Below are 25286 nucleotides of genomic sequence, written 5' to 3' on the forward strand. Positions count from 1 at the left end.
TGGTACGATACGGGCATGATTCGCCAGATACGCGGCACGGTGCTCTCGATCGAGCAGGAAGGGGTGGTGGTCGAGGTGGGAGGGGGGTTCGGCGTGTTCGTCCGCACCGCTTCGCCCGAAGTTTTCTCGACTGGCGCCGAAGCGGCGCTTTCAACCCACCTTGCCGTGAAGCAGGACGGGCTCGAACTCTACGGATTCCCCGATCCGGCCGACCTCGCGTTCTTCGAGCTTCTCCTGCAGGTCTCGGGAGTCGGCCCGAAAACCGCGCTTTCGATCCTGAAGCGCGCGCCGAGAGAAGCGCTTGAAAACGCGATCGCCAAGCGCGATATTCCGTATCTCACGAGAGTCGTCGGTCTCGGGAAAAAGGCGGCGGAAAAGCTTGCCGTGGAGCTATCAGAGAAAATGAAAAGGGGGGCGGGCGAAGCGGGGGCGGACGCCGAAGTGTTCGACATGCTGGTGGCACTCGGCTACACCGAGCGAGAAGCCCGCAAAGCGCTTACGGGAGTCCCCGCGGAAGTGCTCGGTACCGACGCCCGCTTCAAAGCGGCGCTCGCCTCTAATACCCGCTAGCGATGAAGAATTTTCTCTCCTCGCTTCTCCCCCGCTCCGCGTACCGGGAACTCGTAAAGCCCTACCACTACGCCTTCGCGCTCGGAAGCGCACTCTGGTACGGATTCCCCGCGAGAAAACTCGTCGTTATCGGAGTCACCGGCACCAAGGGAAAATCCTCGGTCACGGAAATGCTCGCGGCCATCCTCACCGAGGCCGGGTATAAGACGGCGCTCGCCGGGACCATCCGTTTCGCGTGGGGAGACGAGTCGCGGCCGAACCTTCATAAGATGACAATGCTCGGCCGCGGCTTTCTCCAGAAGTTCCTTTCGAAGGCCGTTGAGAAAGGCTGTACGCATGCGGTGCTTGAGATGACGTCCGAAGGCACGATCTTGTACCGCCATCTTTTCCTCGAACTCGACGCGCTCGTATTCACGAACCTCCAGAAGGAGCACATCGAGTCGCACGGCTCGTTCGCGAATTATTTCCGCGCGAAGCTCCGGATCGCGGAAGCGCTTGCCGCCTCGAAAAAGCGGCCGCGCGCGATCGTGGCGAACGCCGACTCGACCGGAGCGGACGCGTTCCTTGCGACTCCGGTCGAGGACCGGATTCCCTTTTCCCTCAAGGACGCGAAGGATATCGAACTTGGCGACGGGAGTGTCGCGTTCACCTATCGGAATATCCGGTTCTCGCTTCCGCATCCCGGACACTTCAGCGTACTGAACGCGCTTGCCGCTACGAAGGCCGCGGGGTTCCTTGGCGTACCGGTCGAAATTTCCGCAAAGGCGCTTGCCGCGCTCGCGCGCATACCGGGCCGGGCCGAGCGGATAGAAAAAGGGCAGGATTTTACGGTCGTCGTCGACTACGCGCATACGCCGGATTCGCTTAAGGCCCTCTATGCGGCATACCCGGGACGCAAGATTTGCGTTCTCGGAAACACCGGCGGCGGGCGCGACGGCTGGAAGCGCCCCGAGATGGGCAGGATCGCGGACGAGTCGTGCGATGCGGTATTCCTCACCGACGAGGACCCGTACGACGAGGACCCGGAGACAATCGTGCGCGCGATGGCGGAAGGCATGAAACGCGAGCCTTCGATCATCATGGATCGCCGGAAAGCCATACGGGCAGCGCTTGCGGCCGCGCGCCCTGGAGACGCCGTTCTTATAACCGGAAAAGGCACCGATCCTTTCATCATGGGCCGAAACGGTATGAAGACTCCCTGGAGCGATTCGCGGGTCGCGGGCGAAGAGCTTGAGAAACTCCTTGCCGAAGCCGGAGCCTGATATCATAGGAGCATGCAGCACGATGCGCTCTTCTTCATCGGCATCTTCATATTCATTTTCCTCGTATGGGTGGCGACCGGCGGACCTTCACGCCCGATCTCGTTCGCGGGTCCTTTTCTTTCTTCGCCGACAACCGCCGGGAACGTCACGACCTATTATCTTCCCCAGGCTTCGTTCGGCATCGGGGACAGCAATGAACAACTGTCACTCTACGGCGGCGGCACGACGAGAACGTCCCTTTCAAACATCCAAAGCGAAGCGGACCGGCTCGCCGAACAAGTGAAGGACGCGGCGGCGTTTGGCACTCCGTCGCCATACCGGGGACTCGTGAGCATAAGCAAGAGCACGGCGGGACCCGCGAACGCCGATTACGAACAGGAATATGTCGAGATCGATATGTCGCGCCAGGCGAAAGAAGGCGTCGACATCACCGGATGGAAGCTTATAAGCACCGCGAGCGATCGCGTCGGAGTCATACGCGAGGGCGCTACCGTACCGCGGACGGGAAGCGTTAACCCGACCGAGCATATCGTGCTTCAGCCGGGCGATCGCGCCATCGTCTCGACCGAGCGCTCCCCTATCGGCGTCTCCTTCCGCGAGAACATGTGCACCGGATACCTGGGCCAGTATCAGAATTTCTCCCCGCACCTTTCCCTGAGCTGCCCCGATCCGCTCTCGGAATTCGACCGCTACTACGCAGGCAATCCTCTTAAGGACGACGCCTGCTATGATCTGATGCGCGACACGCGGCGGTGCGAGATTCCTTCGGATAAGAGCCGGAGGCTCTCGAGCTCCTGTTTCGACATGATCGACAACCGCCTCAATTATAACGGCTGCGTCGAAACACACCGGAACGACCCGGATTTCGCGAGAAACACGACCTGGCGCATCTATCTCAACCGCGACGAGGATGACGGCGAAATTTGGAAAGCCGACCGCGAAGGCATCAAGCTCGTCGATGCCGAGGGAAAGACCGTGGACCTATTCACGTATTAGCGGTATAAAAAGCTGGTTCGCACGCGCCCGTAGCTCAGTCGGTAGAGCAGCTCCCTTTTAAGGAGACGGTCCCTGGTTCGAGCCCAGGCGGGCGCACAAAATGAAAAGCCTCCTTATTGGAGGCTTTTCATTTTATACGGGCAGTGTTACAAGTAGCGGGAAGTTCTAGAGGATAATGCCATGATTTATATCTTTGGCCTGGTGCTCATGGCCAATTTGTACCTGAAGCAAAAAGCTCCGGTTTTATGGCCCGTAAGCGCAGGCGCGCCGGAGCCGGAATTCACCGAGTACTCGCGGGCATTTCACGCCATGATCGCCTTCGAGAAACGGCTGTTTCCGTTGGCAAACAGGATCGCGCTTGTGGGACTTCTCGGAATCGCAACAGTTGCGCGGTTCGATTACGCTGCCGCAACAGATGTTCTGTTCGCCCTTGTCTGCTTGAGCTATATCGGGCTCAATTATCTCCCGCAGTACTGCCCTTACGCCCTGCGCGACTCGAAACTTCTCGAACGCATCGTGGGCTAGTGCCGCCTCACCAGAGACCCCTCATCGGCTCTCGGTGAGGCGGTTTCTGTTTAGAATTCACAAATTGCAGTGCCAGTATTCTCTTTTTTCAAAGCCGTACGATGGTACACGGCCGAAATAGATTCGAAATTTCTGCGAAACGCTAAATATGCTATACTGGCAGCAATGAAACACATTATCCAGTACCGGATTTTCAAAGGCGACACGCACTACGTCGCCGAGGGTTTGGACTTGCCGGTGGTGACCCAGGGCGAGACGCTCGACGAACTCGCAAAAAATATCCAAGAAGCCACGGAACTCTGCCTCGAAGGAGAAGACCCCGCGGACTTCGGCCTTTCTCCGGCTTCTCCCGTGCTGGTAAACTTCGAGCTTCCGCGCGCTCTGGCGCATGCCTAAGACAAAAACCTTAAGCGGGCAGGAAGTCGTGCGAATCTTCGGGGGCTTCGGGTTTTCCACAGCGGACCAGCGAGGAAGTCATATCAAGCTGCGTCGTATTGCCAAGGACGGCACCCGCGAGACCCTCACCGTTCCCAACCACAGGGAGCTTGATCGCGGCACGGTCGTATCGCTTTTCAAGCAAGGAACACGGTATATTTCGGAGTCCGAACTCAAGCCGCATTTCTATACGCCTTAATATGCGGAGTTTGATTCTTGTCTCCTGCGCGCGTCAAGCGTGCTCGAGCGCCTTATACCCGTATCCGCTCCCGCTGTCGGTCTTGATGATCCTGTAAAACCAGTACTCCATCTCTCCGTCGGAGCGCTTCGCTCCAATGCCGAAGACATACGGTTTGTGGGACGCGACATCCCCCGACTCATACATGCGGATAACTGATTGCAAGTCGGTAAGGGACGGTTTTGGGATTCCGGACGCGGGATGCGTATGGACATCACCAATTAAATGGAAATCCCTGTACTCGGCGTGCCTTTCTTGTATTTCCTCGATGCGCCTCCTCATCAATCCGAGATCGACCGAAACCGTCTCGACGCCCTCTTTATACGAGCCGTATTTTGTCAGCTCTTCCTCCGTCTCCTGATAGACGCCTTTAATCTGGAGATTGACTTGGCCCGCACTGTCAATCGCATATGACCCGAGCAGAGCACCGTACCGCTCGGTTCCGGTCGCAGCATCCGCACCGGAAACTTTCGGCAAATGATCGACCACATCGGGCGCAAGTTCGAAAGAAACTTTTAGATTCTCATCTAGAAAATCGATACTGGGGATCTGTTCTTGATGAGGCTTTCTTTCAGGAATGTGAGGACCTTCACTCATACTTTAATCATATCATTCCTTAATAATTGCGACGTAAATCAAAGCGACAGCGCGAAACGCTCGAGCGCAAGCGTAAGATCGCTTCCGGTACGGCGGGAATCCTGGAGCAAGGAAATGAGTTTGAGCGAGAGTTCGCGCGCAGCACGCGGCGGATACGCCCTCCCGCCTCCTTTCGCGAGAATGTCGCGCGCCTTCCAGTGGAGGAGGCCGTGGAGCATCTCGGGAGCGTCGCCCTGGCGAAGCGCCCGCTCGATCTCAAGCCACAATTTCTCGCCGTCGCGGGCGGCAAGCGCGTTCGTAAGGTTGATGTTGAACCCGCGGGCGGGAGGGGCCTTCGGAAGGTCGAACGCATAATCTTTCGCGGCCCTGGCGATGATCTTCTTCGCCTTCGCCGCAAGAAGTTTCGGCGCCACTATCACGATCGCATTATCAGACGCGGCGAGCATGTCGAGCGCGGATGCGAACACATCCTTATCCTCCTCCTCTTCCTCGTCTTCCTCTTCGTCTTCCACCGCTTTCCTTTTTGTTTTCGCGAACGGATCGTCAAACAGCACGAGAAGTCGTTTTATAAAGAGCCCCCCGGACTGCGCGGCATCCTCAAGCACGCTTTCCGTGATGTCCTCCTTGGCGATGCGCGCATACGCGAGCCCCGGTTCCTTCGCGCGCGCGGCCGCGACCCAGGCGAACGCCTTCTCGCGCACCTTGTCCGTATCTGAGCCGTGGAAAAGATAGATCATGATGGTTCCATCTCGCCCCAGTTTTTGCCGAACTTGGTGTCGACCGAAAGCGGCACGCCGTTCGTCTCCTTGCTCGTGAGGACGGACTCCATGATGCGGCAGATCTTCGCGCCGACCTCCCTGGCGTGCTCCTCCCGTATCTCATACACGAGTTCGTCGTGTACCTGAAGCAGGAGATATGCCTGCTCCGCCATCCCTTCCGCCCGTATCATCTCGTCTGCTTCGACCATCGCCCGCTTGATGATGTCCGCGGACGTTCCCTGTATCGGCGCGTTTATGGCCATGCGTTCCGCCTGCGCGCGTACGTACGGAAGCGTCGACTTCATGCCCGAAAACTGCCGGCGGCGGCCGAAATACGTCTCGGTGTATCCGTGCTTTCTCGCAAACCCTCTTGTGCGCTCGAGATACTCGGCAAGGCCCGTGAACTGGGCGAAATAGTCGTCATAGAAGCGGTGCGCCTCGGCACTTGAAGTACCGAGCTGGGTCTTAAGCGCGTTCACGCCCATACCGTAGAGGATGCCGAAGTTGATGATCTTCGCGCGGCGGCGCATCTCGCGATCGACCGCGCCGGCTTCGACGCCGAAAACACGTGCGGCCACTTCCGTGTGCACGTCTCGCCCGTTCCTGAAGATCCCGCAGAGTTTCTCGTCGCCCGACAGAAACGCCGCGATGCGAAGCTCGATCTGCGAATAGTCGAGCGCGACGAGCGAGAAGCCTGGCGTCGCGAGAAAAGCTTTCCGCACGTTCCTGCCCCTTTCGGTGCGTATCGGAATGTTCTGCAGGTTCGGGTTCTGGGACGCCATGCGCCCGGTCGTCGTTCCGGTCTGGAGGAAGTCCGCATGGAGGCGGTCTTCCGTATCAAGCAAAGGCGGGAGCGCTTCGATGTACGTCGACAGAAGCTTCCCCACTTCCCGATACTCGAGGATATCCGCGATGATCGGGTGTTCCCCGGCGAGCTTCTCGAGCTCGCTCTCGCGCGTCGAGCGCTGACCGCCTGCCGTGAGTTTCTGGCGCTTGCCGCCGCCTTGGGTGAGCTTGAGCTCGTCGAAGAGCACGTCGCCGAGCTGCTTGGGCGAGCTGATATTGAATTCGTGTCCCGCATGCTGGTATATCTTCGCTTTAATGGCATCAAGTTCGCTTTGATAGCGGCTTCGGAGGTCCTCAAGCACTTCGCGCGAGATAAGGACGCCGCGCGTTTCCATATTCCGTATGACGGCGGTCAGCGGCCTTTCTATCTTCTCGTACACTTCCTTTAGTTTTTCTTCTTCCGCAAGGCGGCTCTCAAGCGCCGCGTATGCCTCGTCGAACGTATCCTTCTTTGTATACGCATACATGTCCTCGAGCGTCGGGTTCGTCGAGTCGGAGGCGAGAAGCCAGAGCATGACCTGCGCGCGTTCGAAACTGGCCGGATCTACCTCTTCCGCGGGCTTCTCGCGTTCTTCCGGCGGAGCTTCGCCAGCTTCTTCCTTCGAAACCGCCTGCCCGGCAAACAGCGCCTTCACCCGCTCGCGAAGCGTCCGGAAGCCGAGCTCGTCGAAAAGCTTGGTGAGGTCTTCGATCTTCGCTTCCCCGGGCCAGGCACAGTCGGAGAGAGAAAATTCGCACGGCGCATCGAGCCGTATGGTCGCGAGCATCTTCGAAAAAATCGCGTCTTCCTCATGTTCCCTGAGAAGCTCGACCGTCCGCGCTTTCACGCCCTTCTCGAGAAACGGCGCTCCCCCGCTTTTCTTAAGCAGCTTGTACATGTTCTCGATCGTGCCGAAGTTGATGATGAGTTCGGTCGCGGTCTTCTCGCCCACCCCCGGGATGCCGATGATGTTGTCCGAGGGATCGCCCCGGAGCCCCTTGAAATCGGGAATGAGCGCGGGCGGAAAGCCGAAGCGCTCCCCGACCGCCTTCTCGTCATAGAGAATGGTGTCGTTTAATCCTTTCTTGAGCGTATAGACCTGGACCCGCTTCCCTTCGACAAGCTGCAGCGTATCCATGTCGCCCGAGGCGATAACAACGTCGACGTCGTTATTCTTTTTGAGGAGATGGCTGATGGTGCCGAGAAGGTCGTCGGCTTCGAATCCTTCTTTCTCATATATGGGAATATCGAATGCCTTGAACAGGTCGCGCGAGCGCTGCAGCTGAAGTATCAGGTTCTGGTCTATCTCCGCGCGCTTTCCTTTGTACTGCTCATACGCCTCGTGGCGGTGGGTGGGCTTCGGGAGGTCGTAGCAGGCGGCGATATAGTCGGGCTTCAAGTCCGCGACGATCTTGAGGAGCATGGTGACGACGCCATAGAGCGCGCCGGTCGGCTCGCCCGAGGGGCCTGTGAACTCGGGAAGCGCATGGTACGCGCGGTGAATAATCGCATGCGCATCAAGGAGAACGAGGCGCTTCTTGCCGCTTCCCGGTTGTTTCGCGTTAGCCATACGTCAGTTTGCGTGCGCCGCTCTGAAGCGCTTCGAGCCGTATCGAGACCGTCGCGGGAGGCAGCGCGTCCGCGACCTTTTCCGGCCACTCAAGCACGACAAGGTTACCGGAGTCCCGCATAACCGCGTCGAACCCGAGAGGACCGAGCTCTGCGCCGCCTTCAAGACGGTACGCATCGATATGCACCAGGCGCTTGAACACCTGGTTCCCGGGTTCGTATATTTTTTCAAGCACGAACGTGGGGCTCGTAACCGATTCCTCGACTCCGAGCGCTTTGGCGAGCGCTTTCGTGAAGGCGGTCTTCCCCGCCCCGAGCTCTCCCGAGAGCGTGACGAGGGTCGCCCTATCCGCAAGCGGCCGGAGTTTCGCCCCGAGTTCCCAGGCTTCCCGTTCAAGGTCTTCGAGGGTCGCGAGAAGCTTCTCCATGGACTGATTGTACCAAGAGCGGCCTAAACGCGTTATCATGTGCCTACTCTATGGCCGGACACTTCGATACCGGGGCGGAAGACGCGAAGCTCGCGGAGATACGCGAGCGCGAGGAGGAAGACCTTGCCCAGATACTCTCGGGGAAATACGGTCTCCGGTATGCCGACCTCTCGGCGCTCCCGATAGACAACGACGCGCTGCGGCTCATCCCGGAAGCCGACGCACGGGGCGCCGAAACGGCAGCCTTCCAGAAAGCCGGAAGGAAACTTTCGGTCGCGGTCAGGAACCCCCAGAATCCGGCGCTTGCGGGAGTGCTCGAGGAACTCGGAAAGCGCGGGTTTATCGTGGAAAGGTTTCTGGTCTCTACGAAAAGCCTCGAAAAGGCGCTTTCGCGCTATGCCGAACTCTCGCTTGCGGTCGCGAGCTCCGCAGGCATTTTTGATATCGGAGGCGACGCGCTCAAAACGCTTTCGGCCGAACTTACGACACTCGGGGCCCTGAAATTCTTCCTCGCGACCGCACTCCTTGAAAAGCGCTCGAGCAGGGTTTCGAAACTTCTTGAAGGAATGCTTGCCGGGGCATTCGCACTTAAGGCTTCGGATATCCACGTCGAGCCCGAAGACGGAAAGACCAGGCTCAGGCTCCGGCTCGATGGCGTCCTCACCGATACGCTCGAATTCGATCCCGAGACGTACCGCTCGCTCGCGTCGCGCGTCAAGCTTCTTGCGGGTCTTAAGTTGAACGTCGACAACCGCGCGCAGGACGGGCGCTTTAGCGTCACGATGCAGGGTTCCGAGATCGAGATCCGCGTTTCGCTCATTCCCGGCAACTACGGCGAGTCAATCGTGATGCGCATTCTCGATCCGGCCTCGATCCAGGCGTCGTCGTTCGACACGCTCGGCATCCATCCGAAGCTTCTCGCGCGCCTTGAGACGGAGATCACGCGCCCGAACGGCATGCTCCTTACGACCGGACCGACAGGCTCCGGAAAGACGACGACGCTCTATTCGTGCCTCCGGAAGCTCCATACGCCGGACGTGAAGATCGTCACGATCGAGGACCCGATCGAATACCATCTCGAGGGCATCGTGCAGACCCAGACCGAAGGAGATAAGTACACGTTCGCTTCGGGGCTCCGCTCCATTCTCCGCCAGGACCCGGACATCATCATGGTCGGCGAAATCCGCGACGCGGAAGTCGCGGAAGTCGCCATCCAGGCCGCGCTCACGGGCCACTTCGTCTTCTCCACGCTCCACACCAACAATGCCGCGGGCACGTTCCCGCGTCTCGTGGATCTTGGCATTGATCCGAAGACGTTCGCCTCGGCTATCACCGTCGCGATGGCGCAGCGCCTCGTGCGGAAACTCGACCCGCAGCAGAGAAAACAGGCGCCGATCGAAGGCGAACAAAAGAGACTCGTCGAGAAGATACTCTCGACCGTTGAGGACAAGTCGCTCCTTCCCGCTTCGACAGACACCGCGTGGGTGCCCGATCCCAAGGGACCGGACGAGACCGGCTATCACGGGCGCCTCGGCCTCTACGAAGCGATATTCATGGACACGAAGATGGGCGAATTCGTGCGCACCAACCCGAGCGAAAGTGAAATCACCAGGGAGGCCGCGCACCAGGGATATCTCACCATGGCGCAGGACGGGATATTGAAAGCCATCGCCGGAGAGACATCGCTTGAAGAGGTGTTCCGCGTCGTTGATCTGCCGAGGGATTAGGTTAAGGAATCTTGCTTTGCCTGCGTAGGCGCGGCTCCATAAATTTTGTTGAAAAACTCGTACTTCTTCCGCATATACTCTCTCCGCTTCATTCCCTCAGCCCCGAGCTTCAGTTGCTCGTATTCTTTAGCGAGTGCCGGTGATTGGAGAAGAACTTCGTGCGTCTTTATTTGTTCGGCTAAAAGCGGGCTGAGGGTGCCGTTTAAATAAAGCTCGACGGGAAAGCCGTTCCGCTTGAATTTCCACTCTGCCCAGTTTCTCTGCGGTTTGAAGCTGGTTGGCTCGCCGTATAATCTTTTCAGTGATTCCAGTTCGTCGTCAAACGATCCCGAGCTCACGATACTAATATCAATGTCGTTCTCTCCCGCGATACCAAGCCGACTTGAGCCTATATAATGAAGAGACGACCGGGATAATATTTTCCCGACTTCTTCGCAAATCTTGAAACCCTCCTCCCGTGCGCGCGGGTCAAAGAGCTTAATACGGACGATCTCCTCGTCGGATAAGGTCCCGAGATATTTTTCTTGGGCGGGAGTAATCATTCTGCTGAGTATAGAATACAAAAATCCCGCGCATAATCCTCCAGGCACGCATTCTATAAATAGAATGTGGACGAGACACCTGAGGATGCAACCAGCGCACCGCGAGCAAGCGCGGTACCAGTCAGTCCTTGGGGAAACGCCCTAAGCCGTCAAGCCTTGCCTAGAGGATTATATGCGGGATTAAAAGAAACGGGCCCTCGGGCCTGTGTGATACAATGCTAGCATAGTGCAATTTTATGTCAAGTACCCCCGATCTTAAGGCCGCTTCTCTTCCGCCGCTTGATCAGGCGCTTGACGCGGCGCTCCGGCCTTCCGCCTGGGACGACTACGTGGGTCAGGGGCACGTAAAAGCGAACGTGAAAGTGGTTTTGGAAGCCGCGAAGAAGCGCGGCGACATGCCCGAGCACATTCTTTTCTACGGACCGCCGGGAGTCGGCAAGACGACGCTCGCGCACCTCGTCGCAAACACGCTCGGAGCGCCCCTGAAGTCGACGAGCGGCGTCGCGATCGAGCGCGCGGCCGATCTCGCAGCCATTCTCACGAATCTTGAGCCCGGCACGGTGCTCTTTATCGACGAGATACATCAGTTGGGAAACAAAATAGAAGAACTCCTCTATCCCGCGCTCGAATCCGGGACTCTCGATATCGTGCTCGGGAAAGGACCTTCGGCGCGCACGGTCGAGCTCGCGCTTCCCCGCTTTACGCTTGTGGGCGCGACGACGCGCGTCGCGCAGATCTCCTCGCCGCTGCGCTCCCGCTTTGGCGGCGGCGTATACCAGCTCGATTTTTATAACGACGACGACCTGCGCGCGATCATCAAGCGTTCCGCGAAGGTGCTCGGGCTCGACGCCCCCGCGGAAGTCGTCGAGCGGGTCGCGGCGAGAAGCCGCGCAACCCCGAGAATCGCGAACGCGCTTCTGAAACGCGTCCGGGACTTCTCCGAAGTCGAGGAAAAGAAACTCTCGGCCGAGCTCTGCGACGAAGCCTGCGAGCTGTTCGGCATCGATACCCTCGGACTTACCAAAGACGACCGCCGCTATCTTGAGACACTTGAAAAGGGCTTCAAAGGAGGGCCCGCGGGCATTCGCGCCCTGGCTTCCGCGCTTCATGAGGATCCTGATACGGTCGAGAACGTGTATGAACCTTATCTTCTTCGCCTTGGTATGATCGAGCGGTCGCCGCGCGGGCGAATGCTTACACAAAAAGGCCGAACATATCTGAAAGGTTAGTACTGCGCGTGCTGAATTAGCCCCGGGCTCATTACCAAACGACAAGGACAGGGCCGGGGACATCGGTAGTTCGAAACAGTTCAGGCTTGGCCGATTTACATAAGCAGGAAGTAGTCGAGTGGAAGCTTCACTACATTCTCTTCCCTTGAGAGCAACAGGCTTGTAGTGCAGACAACGACTCCGAAATCGGTCTTGAAGTTTACCATCGTCGCTTTCACTTGTTCGTAGTTCTTTCGTCCGAGACCGACCTCAAAGGCAAGCTGCTTCTTGTCGGCGATCTGTACCAGGAAGTCGGCGCTACTCTTGGACGGGTCGTGCGTTAATCCTCCCGTCCTGGTTGCCACGAACTCCCGATAGAAGTGGAGGCCTGCTATGTCTTCAAGATACTTGCCTTTTCTCGCAAGATACGTGCCTTCAATGCCGCTGACACTGAGAAGCGCCGAGCGAATTGCCGGACTCATGAACAGATACTTGGCTGGCTTACGCGCTTGCGCCGTTTTAGAGCCTTGGGCGGGTACTTTGATTATAAGTTCGGCTCGTTCAAGCACGTCCAGTACGGCCATGACCGTGTTATAGCTTAGCTGGACAACATTTTTTACATTGTTGACGCTTACAATGTCGCTATCGGCCATGATAAAGAGGAGGCGCTTGATCGCGCTGAGCGTCGGCGCATCAAACTGCCCGAGGTCCTTTATATCTTTATCAATGATTCGATCCAGGAGAATGTTGATGTTGTCGTAAGCATTCGGGGTTATCGCGCGGAGAGTAAAGGGCAGGGTGCCGTTCAAAAGGTATTCGTCGATTTCGGCTCGGTCAAAACGGGCCCACTGCGCCGCGACGTTTTGTTCAAGTTTCTTAAGCCGGTCGAAAGCGTCTCCGGCATTAGAAGCCCCATATAGCGCATCCTTAATCTTCTCCTTGAGTCCCGCCTGAGGGAAGATATTATGCTTGATCATCTGGTACTCACCGAAACTAAGGGGATAAAGCTTCTCGAACTGCGCCCGACGAGCGACGTCCGGGTTTGACTGGAGCGACACCGCTGATGAACCGGTGCAGAACAGGAATACATTTCTCGCTCGGTCATGGAGAGACTTCAGGACCGCTGCCCAGTTTTTATCCTGCTGCACTTCATCAATGAAGAGCAGCACCGGAGTATCGAGGCTCTCGAACGGTTTCCCGAGAATGGATTCATAAGCGTCTAAAGCATCGTTCAGGGTCATGCCCCGGGTGACGAGATCGTCGACCGACATATAAAGGAAGCTGGTCGGGGCTTTGGAGACACGCCTCGTAGAGAGAAAGACCTGAGCCATTGCAGTAGTCTTTCCAACACCGCGCAGCCCAGGGACAATTATCCAGCGTACCGTTCGGGCACCTTCAAGGAAATCATTCACATACTTTTTTATACGGATAACGATATGTCTTTCCGGAAAGGTGAACGTGGCCGTTTGAAACACGTACGGGCGGAGGCGGTCCTCGCTACGGTTTAGCTGATTTTGAATATACTCAAGGGCTTCGGTATTCATAGGACTTATTCACTAGGATAATGAAGTGTTGTCGACTACTTATTCAGTCTATTGGATAAGTAACTTTTGTCAACAGGGAAATCATAGAATATGGGCTCTTTTGTCGAATTTACTTTTTATCCACATAATCCACGGATTGGGGATAAATATAACTGAGAAAAGGTTCTTTGCTAAGTTGTGCTTTTTGGAACAACTTTTTAAGGACATCTGTCGAGGGGTCTTCAACTCTTTCGACGAACGGCGATACGACAAAAGAAAGGGGGGCGTCCACTCCTGGGACACCCCTTTCGTCGATCATTATACATGCGGCGGATGAGGCTTCAAAGAAACCTCATCAGTCACATGTATATATCTCTTTTTTTATACTAGTATTCATACCGTGGCCGGACACTCCAAATGGGCGCAGATAAAGCGGGCGAAGGCGGTGACGGACAGCGCGCGGGCGCGGGTCTTCGCACGATTCGCCAAGCAGATCACACTCGAATCGAAGCGTGCGGGAGGAAGCCTTTCGGACCCGGGACTCGTGGCGGTGATAACGCGCGCGAAGGCGGCGAATATGCCTAAGGACAATATCGAGCGTGCGGTCGCGAAAGGCCTCTCAAAGGATTCCGGAGCCCTGGAGCGCGTCGTATACGAATTCTATGGGCCAAGCGGTGCCGCGATCATCGTCGACGCTCTCACGGACAGCCGGAACCGGACGACCCAGGAGATAAAGCACCTGCTCTCGAAGAACGGCTTCGAGCTCGGAGCCCCGGGCTCTGCGGCCTGGGCATTCACGAAATCCCGCGAAGGCGGATTTTCTCCGAATGAGCCTTTGACGGAACTTTCGGAAACCGACGGCGAATCGCTCTCCTCCCTCCTCACGCTCCTCGACGACTACGAAGACACCCAGGCGGTCTATACGAACGCCAGAGGCTATGAAAGCACGGAAGAATAACGTGCGCCGCGTTCTTGCGATCGATCCCGGCTTCGACCGCATGGGGCTTGCGGTACTTGAAGGCGACCCGAGTCGCCCTACGCTCGTCTGGAGCGATTGCGTGCTTCCCGCGAAAGGACGCAAGGAGGAGCGGCTTGCGGAAGTCTTCAGGGCGGTCGTGGCGGCGATAAAAAAACACCGGCCGGACACCTTCGCGCTTGAGACCCTGTTCTTCAGCGTCAACAAGAAGACGGCGCTCGGGGTCGCGGAGGCCCGTGGCGCCGTGCTTGCCGCGGCAGGCGCTGCCCTGCTCCCCGTCCGGGAATACTCCCCGCAACAGGTGAAGCTCGCCGTTACGGGGCACGGAGGGGCAGATAAAAAGGCGGTGGCGCTCATGATTCCCCGGCTCCTTTCGCTCTCCAAAAAGCCACGGCTTGACGACGAGCTCGATGCGATAGCGGTCGGTATCGCGGCGCTTTCCGACCGCTATCCACAGGCCTGATCCGGACGGCTTGCAAAGGAAACGTCTTTACGGCACTCTGGTGGCGACGCGCGGGCACTTGCAAAAGGAAGCAAGCGCAAATTGATGAATTAACTGCTCTACATGTCGGACGAACAAGAGGACGTGCTCGGTGAGGAAACGGAAGCACCGAAAGAACTCGACGGCGACGAAGGCGAGGATCTCGGACTCGACGAAGTCGAGACGGTCGGCGAAGAGGACGAGGAGGAATCTTTCTAAAGAAAGCAAAGCGGGCGCGGACCCCTAAGTCCGCGCCCGCTTTGCTATACTGACGGGCAATGACCAAGCGAGCGCGCGTCCGCCCGAAGCGGCACCACTTCATCCTTACGCTCGCGCTTTTCGCGGCGGGCCTCGTGCTTATCCTCGTCGGCGTCGGCGCGGTATGGATAGCCCTCGCGCCCACCCCCGACATCGATTCCTTCGCAACCCGGGAGATAAGCCAGTCGACGAAGATATACGACCGTACCGGCACCATCCTCCTCTATGACCTCAATACCGATACCCGGCGCGATATCGTAAGCCTCGCGAGCACGTCGCCCTATGTCCAGAAGGCGACGGTCGCGATCGAGGACGCGGATTTCTATCAGCACTCGGGCATCCGCATCACCTCGATCTTCCGCGCCATCCTCGCCGACCTCACGCCGGGCGGCCTCACCCAGGGCGGCTCGACCATCACGCAGCAGGTGGTGAAGAAATCCATCCTCACGGACGAGAAGAGCATCACCCGCAAGGTGCACGAATGGATACTCGCCATAAAGCTCGAACAGAAATACTCCAAGGATCAGATTCTCGAAACGTATCTCAACGAAGTCCCGTACGGCGGCAGCCTCTACGGCATCGAATCGGCAAGCGAGGCGTATTTCGGCACGAATGCGGGAGGGCTCTCGCTCGCCGAGTCCGCGTATCTCGCCGCAATCCCCCAGGCTCCCACGTACTATTCCCCGTACGGAAGCCACCGCGCCTCGCTTGATGCCCGCCAGGCCCTGGTGCTCGAGCGCATGAAGGAACTCGGGTTCATAACCGACGAGGAATACGCGGCGGCGAAGGCGGAGGTGGTGACGTTCAACCCGCAGCAGCCTTCCTCGATCATCGCCCCGCACTTCGTCTTCTATATACGGGAATACCTCGAGAACAAGTACGGCCCGCAGGAACTCGCTTCAGGAGGGCTTAAAGTAGTGACGACGCTCGACGCGGATCTTGAGCACGACGCGGAGTCTCTCGTAAACAAGTATGCGCTTGAGAACGTGAAGAAATTCAACGCGAGCAACGCTTCCCTCGTCGCGATCGACCCCAAGACCGGGCAGATACTCGCGATGGTGGGCTCGAGGGACTATTTCGACAAGGACATCCAGGGGAACTTCAACGCCGCGACCTCACACCGCCAGCCAGGCTCGACCTTCAAGCCCTTCGTCTATGCGGCGGCGCTCAGGAAAGGCTTTACGCCCGACACCGCGATATTTGACGTGCCGACCCAGTTCTCCACTTCCTGCAGCCCCTCGGATATTTATAACGACACCCCTCCCTGCTACGCTCCGAGCGACTATGACGACAAGTTCCGCGGCCCCATGACCTTCACGACGGCGCTCGCGCAGTCGATCAACGTGCCGGCGGTGAAGACGCTCTATCTCGCGGGAATACAGAACGTGCTCGATGTCGCAAGCGCGATGGGCATCACCTCGCTTGGCGACCGCAAGCAATACGGACTCTCGCTTGCGCTTGGCGCGGGCGAAGTTTCGCTCCTTGAGCTCACGAGTGCGTACAGCGCCTTCGCCGCCGACGGGGTACGGAATCCTCCGGTCGGGATACTCTCGGTCACCGACAGCGCCGGAAACACGCTTGAGGAATACACGCCCGCCCCCGAGCAGGCGCTCGATCCGAACGTGGCCCGGGAGATGTCCGCCATGCTCTCGAACAACCCGGCCCGGTTCCCCGAATACCCGCCCCAGAATCCGCTCAATATCCCCGGATATGATGTGGCGGTCAAAACGGGAACGACGAACGACTATAAGGACGCATGGACGGTCGGCTATACGCCGTCGATCGCGATCGGCGTGTGGGCCGGGAACAACGACAACAGCCAGATGGTGAAGGAGATCGCGGGCTATATCGTCGCCCCGATGTGGAACGCGGTGATGGTCAAGGCGCTCGCCAAGTATCCGAAGGAATACTTTGGAGAGCCGATACCACCGCCCGAGATTTCGCCGATACTTCAGGGCATCTGGAATCCCGAAGGGCAGGTACACAGCGAGCTCTACTGGCTTGATAAAGATAATCCGCAGGGAGGGGCGCCGGGGAATCCGGGGAACGATCCGCAGTATCGGTACTGGGAGTATGCGGTGCAGTCGTGGTTTGGGAGGTCTATTTGAGAAGGAATAACCTTGCGCGAGTTGGTCGTCTAAGACGATTTTGGAACATGCCCTGGCACAGCGAGGTTCGAACCCCGACAACGGAGCACGACATTGACAGTAGTAACATAGTTTAGTACAAGGATTATAGGGTCTAGATTCTTCCGGCAGTTCCAATCTTCTGTCGCGCTCAGGAGGGCATCATGTATTACTCTGAATCTTTGAGCCGCCTCGGCTTCAAGAAAGTTACCGGGCCTGTGCCCTGTCTGCACCGGACGCATCGCGGCGTTTATACCACCGGAGAATATTTTGGCACGGTGTGGACCTGCGCCAGCGACGAAGACTATGCTCTGTGGATCAAGAAAGGAAATGGTGAGATTGGTCAGTATGGCTTTACGAAGGTCTCCAACCTTTCCGTGGATATAACAGGGCTTGAACCGGTTCCCTTGGAGTAAGGGAGCCGGTTTTTTGAACGTCTTCCACCAACCTGATTTGAATATTCTTCGTGAAAATGTCAGCTAGCCGTCCGGCACGAAGTTGGAGCCTTAGCTCAAGAAAAAACGTATATTTATTTTAACCCATAGCGACTCATGAAAGTTATGGGCCGACCGTCTCGAGCGCGCAAGGGAAACTGTCTTACTCAACCCTTATTAGCGGCGTTGCCCCGAAAGTAACCTTCTGTGGTATTCCGTCCTTTATATCGCTAAATGTAGCTATTTCCCCTCTCGAACTAAATCCGCTCCCTCCTTTTAATAGGAACTTACTTTCATCTATCGACTGAAGAATCGTTTTATTGCTACCAAATAGTGGAGAGCTTGTATTCATATCAAAAGAAACTAGCGTATCTTTTATCTTAACTACTACCTTGTCTTCTCCAGAATTCCGATAAATACCTTCGTATTTTATACCATCAACTTTATTTTCCGACGTGTAATCAGAATTATTTTCAGTAAGACTGTATATTGCTTGAAAAATGCTCTGGGCATATGCCCATACCGGAGCTTTTGAGGTATTTGCGAGCACAACAACACCAAGTTCATTCCCGTAATCAATGGCAACCTTTGATACAAAACCTTTGAAGCCTCCGCCATGGCCATATACTTTTTTAGAACTAACGTCATACATTTCAATCCCTAAACAGTATTTATCCGTACTCCTGGTATAGAAATCAGGCTCTGTAACCATACTTTGTTTAGATTCATTCTTTAAAAGAATCTCTGGTGCCTTAAACGGGAAGGTGGCTATATATCTTGCAAGATCAATAGCATTTGAAATAAAGCCAGTCGCTGGCGCATAGGCATTAGCAGAGTAATGCCCGTACTTTTCCCTTTCCTGACCTGGTATTTCTCGTCCAAGGCCATTAGCAAGACCTCCTATATCTTTTTTATAATCAGTGAAGGTTGAGACCATGTCTAGCCTATCTAAGATATTTGCTTGAATATATTCCTCATAAGACAGGCCGCTTACAGCAGCAATAAGTTCGCCTAAAACCGCGAAGCCGTAATTGGAGTATTTGAACTGAGAAGATGGTTTAAAAACCAAAGCTTCGTCTAAAAGAAGCTGAAGCGTCGTGGGGAATTCACCTGTAAACCAATGGGGTGTAGTACCTTCGCTCCAAATACCAGACGTGTGAGACAGTAATTCGTTAATTGTAATATCTTCTAATTTGCCGTTTTCATTCTCTCCTTTGAACCATGGGAGATACTTTGAGACTGAATCTGTGAGTTTGATCTTTTCTTCTTCTACGAGTTGAAAAACTGCAACCGATGTAAACATCTTTGAAACAGAACCAATGTGATATAGGGTGTTTTCACTAACTTCAATCTTTTTTTCTAGGTCAGCATATCCAAAACCCTTCTTATACAAAACTTCTCCTTTATAAATAATTGCAATTGAAACACCAAGCACTTTATCGTATTGCAGTCTTAAAGGAAGCCATACCTCCAATAGATGCGCGACTTCTTTGATTGCTGATTTAATGTCGATCTCCACAACTATAATTGTAGTACAAAAAATGAAGTACCACGAGCAGTACGATTGTTCTGCGCCTCTCAAGCGCGAAACCCTGGCACGAGTTGGCTGGCCGCCTCGAGTTCGAACCGTATAGAGACAAGTCCGGGTTAGTACGTTTGATGAGTTTCGAGAATATAAAACGATGCGTCTCGTGCGGCGAGGACTTAGTTACCAAATACTACTTCTACATTATTTCCATCTGGATCTAGTACAAATGCTCCGTAGTAGTTTTCGTGATATTCAGACCTAATACCTGGTGTTCCGTTATCTCTTCCTCCCGCATCAAGAGCTAATTTATGGAACTCATCCACCTCCTGTCTTGATTGAGCTTTCCAAGCGATGTGTGCTGGACCACTTATGGGTGCTTCACCGGCAAAGAACGTATTTGTCTTACCATCCTTTCCGAAGCCAATAACACGAACATGATCTTCATATGTTTGATCAAAGTTCAGTGAATATCCAAGGGGAGAAAGCGCAGCAGAATAGAATCGAGCTGTAGCTGCAATGTCACTTACTTTAAAAGTTATATGGTCGAGCATATATGAATTATATCAGCGCGGTTCTTCTTCGGTTGCTGTAGGCTCATCTTGTACAGACGCCTGTTTAGCTGCAGGAAGTGCTCGGGCTCGACGGAATTTATAAAATCCCTCCAGTGCTGAAATGACTGCATCGATTACTTCGTTTGCATCCTCTTTGGTTACTGGCGCCGCTAAATCATCTGGGTGCATAACGTCATTACGGCCGAGTCGAGCAACTGTGCTATCTGCAAATTGATCTGCATCGATCGCATCTCCATTCTTTAGCAACTCCAATCTCTTTTTTAGGCTCTTTCCCGCATCTGAAGGTGACTTTAAGAATGCATTTACAAGTGCATCAAGCATAATTCCCGCTAAGGCAACTGAACTTCTGTAATTGCCATTATTGAACTCGACATACATTTCACCGCAGATCTCGCGGTAATTCTCTGGGAGCCAAGATGGTACTTGATGAGTTGAAATTACTGGATAAACGAATTTTACTCTGTTTTTAAATCCTGGCTCATGTTCGACGACAAAAGCATGCCCTCCCGGACATTCAACTACGCAGACGGTTTGTCCTTCACGGAACTGGTGTTGCCAAACTTCTGCAAAATAGGAGTGCAGCCCACACCTAGGACAATTGCCACTCCATCTATTTCCGTCTGTCCATGTCATTTGAATCATATTTTCATTATATCGCTTCTTGCGATTTTGCTAAGCGACGCCTCCCAAGCGCGAAACCCTAGCACGAGTTGGGTGGCCGTCTCAGACTCGAATACTAAGCTTGTTATCGAATCCCCTTCACCGCCACCCCCGCCCCCCGGAGCGCATCCGTTATGGCCGCCTCTCGCAGATGCATTTCGGACTTAATCACAGGGGATACTTTAAGCGACACGGTCTCGTCCTCATAAGACACCTGGCTCGCCTTTATCGTAAGGCCAAGGACGCTGCTTATGGTCTCCGCGCACACCCTCCGCCTCTCGGACTGCCGGAGGCCCGGTACCGGGTGCTTGAGCAATATGTCCGAGAGGGATTTCATGGAGAGTCAGCTACTGATTCATCGGCATCACAAGATACAGGAACGACGCATCGCCGACACCCTTTATAACGAGCGGCCTTCCGACTCCCCCGGCAGAAAGCGTGACACTCTCCGCGCCTGAAAGCGCCACCGCAGCCTGAAGATAACGATGGTTGAAGGAAAGCTCGATATTCTCTCCTGTAAGACTCCCAGAAATGGTCTCGGAAGATTCTCCGACATCCGCATTCCTGGCCTGGAGCGAAATCTGCTTCTTCTCCTTATCAAACGCCATACGCACCTTCTGGAACGAGTCGGAGAAGATCGTGGTGCGCTTGAGCGCGGCATCAAGATCCCTCCGGAGCACGGTCGCTTCCGCCGAAAACGTCTTCGGGATGATCTGGCGATAGTCGGGATAGTTTCCGCTCACAAGCCTCGTGGTCACGAGACTCCCGCCCCACCCGATGGCGCACTGGTGCTCGTCGATCGAGAGCGTCACCGCCTCGTCCGGAAGCGTCTGTACGATATCCAGAGCATTCTTTGCGGGGATAAGGAGCGAGAATGAGGGGACGGAGCCTGGAAGCGAGGTGTGCTTCTCGGCAAGACGGAAGGAGTCCGTAGCGGCGGTAACGAGCGACCCTCCCTCGCTTGCGACAAGCACGCTCGCGAGCTCCGGGCGTATGGTCGAAGTGGAGGCGCAGGAAACGACCGAGTTGAGCGCTGTGCGAAGGAGGGTGCCCGGAATCTGGAACGTGCTCTTTGGGGACTCGGGAAACGGTATCGTCGGGAAATCCTCGTACGGCACGGTCTTAAGGACGCCGCGGGACGTGCCGGAAGAAAGCACGACGGTATCCCCGGTCCGCTCGAGCGTCACGGACCCGTTCCCCTGAAGCGCACTCGCGACTTGCTGGAGGAGGTTCGCGGGGAGCGCGACCACGCCCGGAGTCTTTATCTCCCCGTCCGCCTTGAGATCGACGCCGACTTCGAGATTTGTGGCACGGAATTTGATGCCGTCATCCCCCGCAACAATCAGGATCGAAGAGAGCGCGGGAAGCGTCGCGGAGCCCCGCTGTGCGAATCGCGCCGCCGTATGCACTACTTCCGCGAGTCCTTTCTTTTCTAAAATAATAAGCATAAATACTAATACTATTAGCTCTGTGGATATCGGGAAAACTCCCGCAAGCCCCGCATGTACGGGGCCGTTTCGGAAACCCCCGGCTGCATAACTCCGCTTTTATCTCCAGAAACCGGCGCGGAAGAAAACCGACCGGGAGCGGAGAACGGTTCCATCCGGAGTTTTCCCGCCGATGTCCCTGTTTTTGTACGGAGGTTATACATACGTAATCCCCATTATACCAACATGGTACGGATGTCCTGGATCTCCTTCGCGAGGTCGCTGTTGTCGATGATTTCACGCTTCACCTTCTCGCAGGAGTGGATGACGGTGGTATGGTCGCGCCCCCCGAGCTTCGAGCCGATGGTCGGATACGAGATGCTGAAGTCCTCGCGAAGGAGGTACATGATCACCTGCCGCGGCCGCACCACTTCCCTCCTGCGGGTCTTCTCATAGATGCTTTCCTCGCCGATGCCGTAGAATTCGGCGACCTTCGAGACGATATGCTTCACCGAGACCGTCTTTGACGGTCTCGCGAAGGACCGGAGCGACTGCCGTATCTCGGCGATGTCCGGCGGCACCCCTTTCACCTGCGTGTGGCAGACGACGCTGTTCACGACTCCTTCGAGCTCCCTGATAGACCCCGGGACCGAGAGCGCGATATACTCCGCGACCTCGTCCGCGAGCGTAACCCCGTGGGACGCGGCCTTGCGCCGGATGATCGCAACCCTCGACTCGGTGTCGGGTTCCCCGATATCGACCGCCATGCCGCTTGAGAAGCGGCTCCTGAGCCGCTCCGCGATGTCGGGGATAGCCGCGGGAGCGCGGTCCGAGGAGAAGATGATCTGCTTGTTGTTGTCGTGGAGGGTATTGAAGAGGTGGAAGAGTTCCTCCTGATATTTTTCCTTCTTCGCAAGGAACTGTACGTCGTCCATGATGAGGAGATCGTACTGGCGGTACTTGTCCTTGAAACGGTTCGGATTGCCCGCCTGGAGCGAGTCGCTGTATTCGACGCAGAACTTCTCCGAAGTGAGATAGAAGACCTTGCGGGTCGGATAGAGCTTCTTGAATTGGTTGCCGATCGACTGGATGAGGTGGGTCTTCCCCCGCCCGGTGTCGCCATAGATGAAGAGCGGGTTGTACATGATCCCCGGGCGCTGTATCACCGCCTGCGCGGCGCTATAGGCAAGCTCGTTGAAGGAGCCGATGACGAACGAATCGAAGGTGTAGCGGGGGTTCAGGTTGTCGCTTTTGTTGATATAGAAGTCGTCAAGCGGCATCGAGACGGTCTGGCGGTCGGTTTTCTGCTCCCTGGCGGGCTTCCGGCGCTCGTCTTTCACGATCGCGTACTCGATATTGCGGAACTCGTAGGAGACGCCCCGGATGATCTTGAGGAGAAGGGCGTTGAAATGCTTCAGATACCAGTCGCGGAAGAAGGGGCTCGGGACGCCTACCTGCACGATCCCGTCCTCTATCTTCACGATATGGCTCGCGCCGAACCAGGTCTTGAAATTAGCCGGGGAAACGGAGAGCTCTACCTGCGTCAGCACGTGTTCCCAGAGCTCTCTCGGATCGGTACGGTTCATCGTCGCGTCATTATACGCGTCCGGTCCGGAATGGGTAGCGGGCGGTTTCGTTGCTTCTCCGGGGAGAAGCTGTTAATATCCTGTGTATAGTCGAATTCATACCTGACGCATGTCCACCAAGCGAACCTATCAGCCGAAAAAGCGAAAGCGCGCCCGCGCGCACGGATACCGCGCCCGCGCGAAGACCCCGGGCGGCCGCCGCGTCCTCAAGCGCCGCATGCAGAAGGGCCGCAAGAAGCTCACGGTCTCGAAGCCGCGCCTCGTCTAGCCAAAAGCCATGTTTCCGCGCGAAAAGCGCGTTTCCCGCGAGGATTTCCCGAAGCTTCTTGCTTCGCGCACGAGGCTTTTCTCCCCCCACTTCTCCGCTACCCTCTCCGAAACCTCCGCAGGGGTCGCGGCCGTGGTGTCGAAGAAGGTTGAGAAGACGTCGGTCGGAAGACACAGGCTAAAACGCCGGATTCTGGGCGTTTTAGCGTCGTATAACACGCTTCCGGCGCTCGGGATCATCGTATTTGCGAAAGCCGGAGCCGCAGCCCTTAGCTCAAAAGAGCTTCGGGAAGAGCTCCGGGAGCTTTTCAGAAAAGTGTAGCCCAAATAAAGCCGCAGACCTTATCTGCTACCATTACCCTATGGCAACAATAAATCCCTGGATTAACTTCAACGGCAATGCCGAAGAAGCCTTTATGTTTTACAAATCAGTATTTGGCGGTGAGTTTACAAAGATTATCCGTTTGAAAGATCTTGCGAGTTCCGAGTTTCCCGTAGCGGACGCGGATGCGGAGAAAATCATGCTCATCGCCCTGCCGATTGGCAAGAACAGCGTATTGATGGCAAATGACGTACCCTCATTTATGGGTAGGGTGAGTGAAAATGAAAACCGAAGTAAAATCTCGGTCAGTACAGAGAGCAAGGAGGAAGCGGAGGCTATATTTGAAGGCCTCTCGGCAGGAGGGCAAGTCGAAGCGCCGCTCGGTGAGAGTGCGTGGGGAACCTATTTTGGCATGTTCAGGGACAAATATGGCATCGAGTGGATAGTGGAGTTTCGATTTGAATAAGTTTTTAATCAAAAGGCGCACAATCTTAACCCCGCTTAGACTCTCATGCTTCCCAAGCTTACAGACGACCAAATTAAAAGTGTTTTTACTAACGTTGGCCTCGGCACTCCGAACACCATCAAAAAACTCAGTGTCGGCTTCTCAAACGATGTGTATTCCGTAGACGATAAATACATTTTTAAGGCCATTAGGAACGAAGAAGACACGTCGTATCTAAAGAAGGAAATCCACCTTTGCAATTTGTTTAAGGAGAGGCTGCCCGCACCAGTAGTCGTGCATTCCGATACCGCTAAAGCCGCCCTTGATAGGGCGTATGTCATATACGAGAAGATTCAAGGAGATAACCTTTATATGCGGTGGCACGAATATTCCACCGAGGAGCGAAAGGCGATAGTCGAACAGATTTGCTCCTATCTTAAAGTCATTAACACTGAGCCTTTTAAAGATTTTACTGACGCTTTCAATATTGATACCAAAACTTCATGGCACGAACGGATAGCTACGAAAATACAAGAACATAAACTGAAAGCCCTTTCTGTTAATGCTATTTCGTCTGAACAGGCGGAGCGAGTAGATGAGTATGTGAGGACTAGTTTAGTAGCACTCGATGAGTCCGTTATGGCACTGACTTACTTTGATGTTCACTTCGATAATTTTATCGTTCGAGACAAAAAGATAGTCGGAATGCTCGATTTTGAGAGGACGGATTTTTACTCGATAGATTTCGTATTGGATATCGTGCGACGCATGGTCAACGAGCCGACTAAATACGCTTCCGAAGAAGCCGAACCGCTCATCAAGGCAGAGGATTATGCGAGTTTGATGGAACAGTACAAAGAGTATTATCCTCAACTCTTTGACTTTGAAAATCTTGAAGCGCGCCTCAAGCTATACTCAATAGACCACGACCTAGACCAACTCCATACGTGGCCTGAATCAGCGAGCCTTAAAGAGAGCTTGGCGAGGAATACTCAGTAGG

The 25286-nt window shown here is 55.4% G+C and carries 29 protein-coding genes and 1 tRNA gene; 18 read left to right on the forward strand and 12 right to left on the reverse strand.

The window, feature by feature from the left end; all coding sequences use genetic code 11:
- Positions 1 to 15: 15 nt before the first annotated feature.
- The 7 genes from ruvA to WDN10_03175 all read left to right on the forward strand — a co-directional run bounded on the left by ruvA (position 16) and on the right by WDN10_03175 (position 3987).
- Positions 16 to 570, forward strand: a complete 555-nt coding sequence (ruvA, locus tag WDN10_03145; protein MEJ0053691.1) for a Holliday junction branch migration protein RuvA — start codon at positions 16 to 18, stop codon at positions 568 to 570.
- 2 nt (positions 571 to 572) lie between these two features.
- Entirely contained in the window at positions 573 to 1832 is a 1260-nt protein-coding gene (murE, locus tag WDN10_03150; GenBank protein ID MEJ0053692.1) for a UDP-N-acetylmuramyl-tripeptide synthetase, read from the forward strand.
- A 12-nt stretch (positions 1833 to 1844) separates the two neighbouring features.
- A complete protein-coding gene (locus WDN10_03155) occupies positions 1845 to 2828 on the forward strand; it encodes a hypothetical protein (protein ID MEJ0053693.1) in 984 nt (327 codons plus the stop codon).
- A gap of 23 nt (positions 2829 to 2851) precedes the next feature.
- Positions 2852 to 2924, forward strand: a tRNA-Lys gene (locus WDN10_03160).
- An 84-nt stretch (positions 2925 to 3008) separates the two neighbouring features.
- A complete protein-coding gene (locus tag WDN10_03165; GenBank protein MEJ0053694.1) occupies positions 3009 to 3353 on the forward strand; it encodes a hypothetical protein in 345 nt (114 codons plus the stop codon).
- A 165-nt stretch (positions 3354 to 3518) separates the two neighbouring features.
- Positions 3519 to 3749 carry a type II toxin-antitoxin system HicB family antitoxin gene (locus WDN10_03170; protein ID MEJ0053695.1) on the forward strand — a complete coding sequence of 77 codons (231 nt, stop codon included), beginning with the start codon at positions 3519 to 3521 and terminating at the stop codon, positions 3747 to 3749.
- Complete coding sequence (locus tag WDN10_03175) at positions 3742 to 3987, forward strand: type II toxin-antitoxin system HicA family toxin (protein ID MEJ0053696.1); 246 nt, start codon at positions 3742 to 3744, stop codon at positions 3985 to 3987. The genes WDN10_03170 and WDN10_03175 overlap by 8 nt, the downstream gene beginning before the upstream one ends.
- A 33-nt stretch (positions 3988 to 4020) precedes the next feature.
- Here the strand turns inward: WDN10_03175 and WDN10_03180 are convergent, their stop codons facing one another.
- From WDN10_03180 to tsaE, 4 genes are read right to left on the reverse strand one after another with little or no spacing between them, the layout of a single operon-like run.
- On the reverse strand, positions 4021 to 4623 hold the full coding sequence (locus WDN10_03180) for a hypothetical protein (GenBank protein ID MEJ0053697.1): 603 nt from the start codon (positions 4621 to 4623) through the stop codon (positions 4021 to 4023).
- Between the two features lie 38 nt (positions 4624 to 4661).
- Positions 4662 to 5360 carry a hypothetical protein gene (locus tag WDN10_03185; GenBank protein ID MEJ0053698.1) on the reverse strand — a complete coding sequence of 233 codons (699 nt, stop codon included), beginning with the start codon at positions 5358 to 5360 and terminating at the stop codon, positions 4662 to 4664.
- Complete coding sequence (locus tag WDN10_03190) at positions 5357 to 7777, reverse strand: DNA polymerase (GenBank protein ID MEJ0053699.1); 2421 nt, start codon at positions 7775 to 7777, stop codon at positions 5357 to 5359. The genes WDN10_03185 and WDN10_03190 overlap by 4 nt, the downstream gene beginning before the upstream one ends.
- Positions 7770 to 8204, reverse strand: a complete 435-nt coding sequence (tsaE, locus tag WDN10_03195; protein MEJ0053700.1) for a tRNA (adenosine(37)-N6)-threonylcarbamoyltransferase complex ATPase subunit type 1 TsaE — start codon at positions 8202 to 8204, stop codon at positions 7770 to 7772. The genes WDN10_03190 and tsaE overlap by 8 nt, the downstream gene beginning before the upstream one ends.
- 50 nt (positions 8205 to 8254) lie before the next feature.
- Between tsaE and WDN10_03200 the strand changes: the two genes are divergently transcribed.
- On the forward strand, positions 8255 to 9931 hold the full coding sequence (locus tag WDN10_03200) for a GspE/PulE family protein (GenBank protein ID MEJ0053701.1): 1677 nt from the start codon (positions 8255 to 8257) through the stop codon (positions 9929 to 9931).
- On the opposite strand, the gene WDN10_03205 is transcribed toward WDN10_03200, so the two are convergent.
- Positions 9928 to 10473, reverse strand: coding sequence for a GrpB family protein (locus WDN10_03205; GenBank protein ID MEJ0053702.1), 546 nt, complete (start codon positions 10471 to 10473; stop codon positions 9928 to 9930). The two genes, WDN10_03200 and WDN10_03205, sit on opposite strands and share 4 nt — an antisense overlap.
- A gap of 236 nt (positions 10474 to 10709) precedes the next feature.
- On the opposite strand from WDN10_03205, the gene ruvB reads away from it, so the two are divergent.
- The gene (gene ruvB, locus WDN10_03210; protein ID MEJ0053703.1) at positions 10710 to 11702 is read left to right on the forward strand and encodes a Holliday junction branch migration DNA helicase RuvB; all 993 of its coding nucleotides are present in this window, start codon (positions 10710 to 10712) and stop codon (positions 11700 to 11702) included.
- 95 nt (positions 11703 to 11797) lie between these two features.
- On the opposite strand, the gene WDN10_03215 is transcribed toward ruvB, so the two are convergent.
- Entirely contained in the window at positions 11798 to 13225 is a 1428-nt protein-coding gene (locus WDN10_03215) for an AAA family ATPase (GenBank protein ID MEJ0053704.1), read from the reverse strand.
- A gap of 379 nt (positions 13226 to 13604) precedes the next feature.
- On the opposite strand from WDN10_03215, the gene WDN10_03220 reads away from it, so the two are divergent.
- The 5 genes from WDN10_03220 to WDN10_03240 all read left to right on the forward strand — a co-directional run bounded on the left by WDN10_03220 (position 13605) and on the right by WDN10_03240 (position 17461).
- Positions 13605 to 14162, forward strand: coding sequence for a YebC/PmpR family DNA-binding transcriptional regulator (locus WDN10_03220; protein MEJ0053705.1), 558 nt, complete (start codon positions 13605 to 13607; stop codon positions 14160 to 14162).
- Positions 14143 to 14643 carry a crossover junction endodeoxyribonuclease RuvC gene (locus WDN10_03225; protein MEJ0053706.1) on the forward strand — a complete coding sequence of 167 codons (501 nt, stop codon included), beginning with the start codon at positions 14143 to 14145 and terminating at the stop codon, positions 14641 to 14643. Before WDN10_03220 ends, WDN10_03225 begins: the two co-directional genes overlap by 20 nt.
- 102 nt (positions 14644 to 14745) lie before the next feature.
- Positions 14746 to 14880 (forward strand): hypothetical protein, encoded by a 135-nt coding sequence (locus WDN10_03230; protein MEJ0053707.1) that lies wholly within the window; start codon positions 14746 to 14748, stop codon positions 14878 to 14880.
- Between the two features lie 59 nt (positions 14881 to 14939).
- Positions 14940 to 17027 carry a PBP1A family penicillin-binding protein gene (locus WDN10_03235; protein MEJ0053708.1) on the forward strand — a complete coding sequence of 696 codons (2088 nt, stop codon included), beginning with the start codon at positions 14940 to 14942 and terminating at the stop codon, positions 17025 to 17027.
- 182 nt (positions 17028 to 17209) lie between these two features.
- Positions 17210 to 17461 carry a hypothetical protein gene (locus WDN10_03240; GenBank protein ID MEJ0053709.1) on the forward strand — a complete coding sequence of 84 codons (252 nt, stop codon included), beginning with the start codon at positions 17210 to 17212 and terminating at the stop codon, positions 17459 to 17461.
- A gap of 181 nt (positions 17462 to 17642) precedes the next feature.
- On the opposite strand, the gene WDN10_03245 is transcribed toward WDN10_03240, so the two are convergent.
- The 6 genes from WDN10_03245 to dnaA all read right to left on the reverse strand — a co-directional run bounded on the left by WDN10_03245 (position 17643) and on the right by dnaA (position 23252).
- The gene (locus tag WDN10_03245) at positions 17643 to 18998 is read right to left on the reverse strand and encodes a serine hydrolase domain-containing protein (protein MEJ0053710.1); all 1356 of its coding nucleotides are present in this window, start codon (positions 18996 to 18998) and stop codon (positions 17643 to 17645) included.
- A 185-nt stretch (positions 18999 to 19183) separates the two neighbouring features.
- Entirely contained in the window at positions 19184 to 19558 is a 375-nt protein-coding gene (locus tag WDN10_03250; GenBank protein MEJ0053711.1) for a VOC family protein, read from the reverse strand.
- A gap of 12 nt (positions 19559 to 19570) precedes the next feature.
- Positions 19571 to 20221 (reverse strand): DUF4145 domain-containing protein, encoded by a 651-nt coding sequence (locus WDN10_03255; protein MEJ0053712.1) that lies wholly within the window; start codon positions 20219 to 20221, stop codon positions 19571 to 19573.
- Between the two features lie 103 nt (positions 20222 to 20324).
- Positions 20325 to 20576 (reverse strand): hypothetical protein, encoded by a 252-nt coding sequence (locus tag WDN10_03260; GenBank protein ID MEJ0053713.1) that lies wholly within the window; start codon positions 20574 to 20576, stop codon positions 20325 to 20327.
- Between the two features lie 10 nt (positions 20577 to 20586).
- Positions 20587 to 21687, reverse strand: coding sequence for a DNA polymerase III subunit beta (gene dnaN, locus WDN10_03265; protein MEJ0053714.1), 1101 nt, complete (start codon positions 21685 to 21687; stop codon positions 20587 to 20589).
- Between the two features lie 215 nt (positions 21688 to 21902).
- Complete coding sequence (gene dnaA, locus WDN10_03270; protein MEJ0053715.1) at positions 21903 to 23252, reverse strand: chromosomal replication initiator protein DnaA; 1350 nt, start codon at positions 23250 to 23252, stop codon at positions 21903 to 21905.
- 109 nt (positions 23253 to 23361) lie between these two features.
- Here dnaA and rpmH point away from each other — a divergent pair, with 109 nt between their 5' ends.
- Genes rpmH through WDN10_03290 form a run of 4 tightly spaced genes read left to right on the forward strand, consistent with a single transcriptional unit; the run spans position 23362 to position 25285 of the window.
- Complete coding sequence (gene rpmH / locus WDN10_03275; protein ID MEJ0053716.1) at positions 23362 to 23520, forward strand: 50S ribosomal protein L34; 159 nt, start codon at positions 23362 to 23364, stop codon at positions 23518 to 23520.
- A gap of 9 nt (positions 23521 to 23529) precedes the next feature.
- Positions 23530 to 23841, forward strand: a complete 312-nt coding sequence (rnpA, locus tag WDN10_03280; GenBank protein ID MEJ0053717.1) for a ribonuclease P protein component — start codon at positions 23530 to 23532, stop codon at positions 23839 to 23841.
- Positions 23842 to 23881: 40 nt separating this feature from the next.
- Complete coding sequence (locus tag WDN10_03285) at positions 23882 to 24307, forward strand: VOC family protein (protein MEJ0053718.1); 426 nt, start codon at positions 23882 to 23884, stop codon at positions 24305 to 24307.
- A gap of 45 nt (positions 24308 to 24352) precedes the next feature.
- Complete coding sequence (locus WDN10_03290) at positions 24353 to 25285, forward strand: aminoglycoside phosphotransferase family protein (protein ID MEJ0053719.1); 933 nt, start codon at positions 24353 to 24355, stop codon at positions 25283 to 25285.
- The last annotated feature ends 1 nt before the right edge of the window (position 25286 follow it).

This window comes from bacterium (genome assembly GCA_037200965.1).
Classification (GTDB): Bacteria; Patescibacteriota; Minisyncoccia; order Phycocordibacterales; family Phycocordibacteraceae; genus C7867-001.

Bases quoted from the DNA above. Each gene is read 5' to 3' on its own strand.
- ruvA (MEJ0053691.1), top strand. From the start codon at position 16: ATGATTCGCCAGATACGCGGCACGGTGCTCTCGATCGAGCAGGAAGGG.
- murE (MEJ0053692.1), top strand. From the start codon at position 573: ATGAAGAATTTTCTCTCCTCGCTTCTCCCCCGCTCCGCGTACCGGGAA.
- WDN10_03155 (MEJ0053693.1), top strand. From the start codon at position 1,845: ATGCAGCACGATGCGCTCTTCTTCATCGGCATCTTCATATTCATTTTC.
- WDN10_03165 (MEJ0053694.1), top strand. From the start codon at position 3,009: ATGATTTATATCTTTGGCCTGGTGCTCATGGCCAATTTGTACCTGAAG.
- WDN10_03170 (MEJ0053695.1), top strand. From the start codon at position 3,519: ATGAAACACATTATCCAGTACCGGATTTTCAAAGGCGACACGCACTAC.
- WDN10_03175 (MEJ0053696.1), top strand. From the start codon at position 3,742: ATGCCTAAGACAAAAACCTTAAGCGGGCAGGAAGTCGTGCGAATCTTC.
- WDN10_03180 (MEJ0053697.1), bottom strand. From the start codon at position 4,623: ATGAGTGAAGGTCCTCACATTCCTGAAAGAAAGCCTCATCAAGAACAG.
- WDN10_03185 (MEJ0053698.1), bottom strand. From the start codon at position 5,360: ATGATCTATCTTTTCCACGGCTCAGATACGGACAAGGTGCGCGAGAAG.
- WDN10_03190 (MEJ0053699.1), bottom strand. From the start codon at position 7,777: ATGGCTAACGCGAAACAACCGGGAAGCGGCAAGAAGCGCCTCGTTCTC.
- tsaE (MEJ0053700.1), bottom strand. From the start codon at position 8,204: ATGGAGAAGCTTCTCGCGACCCTCGAAGACCTTGAACGGGAAGCCTGG.
- WDN10_03200 (MEJ0053701.1), top strand. From the start codon at position 8,255: ATGGCCGGACACTTCGATACCGGGGCGGAAGACGCGAAGCTCGCGGAG.
- WDN10_03205 (MEJ0053702.1), bottom strand. From the start codon at position 10,473: ATGATTACTCCCGCCCAAGAAAAATATCTCGGGACCTTATCCGACGAG.
- ruvB (MEJ0053703.1), top strand. From the start codon at position 10,710: ATGTCAAGTACCCCCGATCTTAAGGCCGCTTCTCTTCCGCCGCTTGAT.
- WDN10_03215 (MEJ0053704.1), bottom strand. From the start codon at position 13,225: ATGAATACCGAAGCCCTTGAGTATATTCAAAATCAGCTAAACCGTAGC.
- WDN10_03225 (MEJ0053706.1), top strand. From the start codon at position 14,143: ATGAAAGCACGGAAGAATAACGTGCGCCGCGTTCTTGCGATCGATCCC.
- WDN10_03230 (MEJ0053707.1), top strand. From the start codon at position 14,746: ATGTCGGACGAACAAGAGGACGTGCTCGGTGAGGAAACGGAAGCACCG.
- WDN10_03235 (MEJ0053708.1), top strand. From the start codon at position 14,940: ATGACCAAGCGAGCGCGCGTCCGCCCGAAGCGGCACCACTTCATCCTT.
- WDN10_03240 (MEJ0053709.1), top strand. From the start codon at position 17,210: ATGTATTACTCTGAATCTTTGAGCCGCCTCGGCTTCAAGAAAGTTACC.
- WDN10_03250 (MEJ0053711.1), bottom strand. From the start codon at position 19,558: ATGCTCGACCATATAACTTTTAAAGTAAGTGACATTGCAGCTACAGCT.
- WDN10_03255 (MEJ0053712.1), bottom strand. From the start codon at position 20,221: ATGATTCAAATGACATGGACAGACGGAAATAGATGGAGTGGCAATTGT.
- WDN10_03260 (MEJ0053713.1), bottom strand. From the start codon at position 20,576: ATGAAATCCCTCTCGGACATATTGCTCAAGCACCCGGTACCGGGCCTC.
- dnaN (MEJ0053714.1), bottom strand. From the start codon at position 21,687: ATGCTTATTATTTTAGAAAAGAAAGGACTCGCGGAAGTAGTGCATACG.
- dnaA (MEJ0053715.1), bottom strand. From the start codon at position 23,252: ATGAACCGTACCGATCCGAGAGAGCTCTGGGAACACGTGCTGACGCAG.
- rpmH (MEJ0053716.1), top strand. From the start codon at position 23,362: ATGTCCACCAAGCGAACCTATCAGCCGAAAAAGCGAAAGCGCGCCCGC.
- rnpA (MEJ0053717.1), top strand. From the start codon at position 23,530: ATGTTTCCGCGCGAAAAGCGCGTTTCCCGCGAGGATTTCCCGAAGCTT.
- WDN10_03285 (MEJ0053718.1), top strand. From the start codon at position 23,882: ATGGCAACAATAAATCCCTGGATTAACTTCAACGGCAATGCCGAAGAA.
- WDN10_03290 (MEJ0053719.1), top strand. From the start codon at position 24,353: ATGCTTCCCAAGCTTACAGACGACCAAATTAAAAGTGTTTTTACTAAC.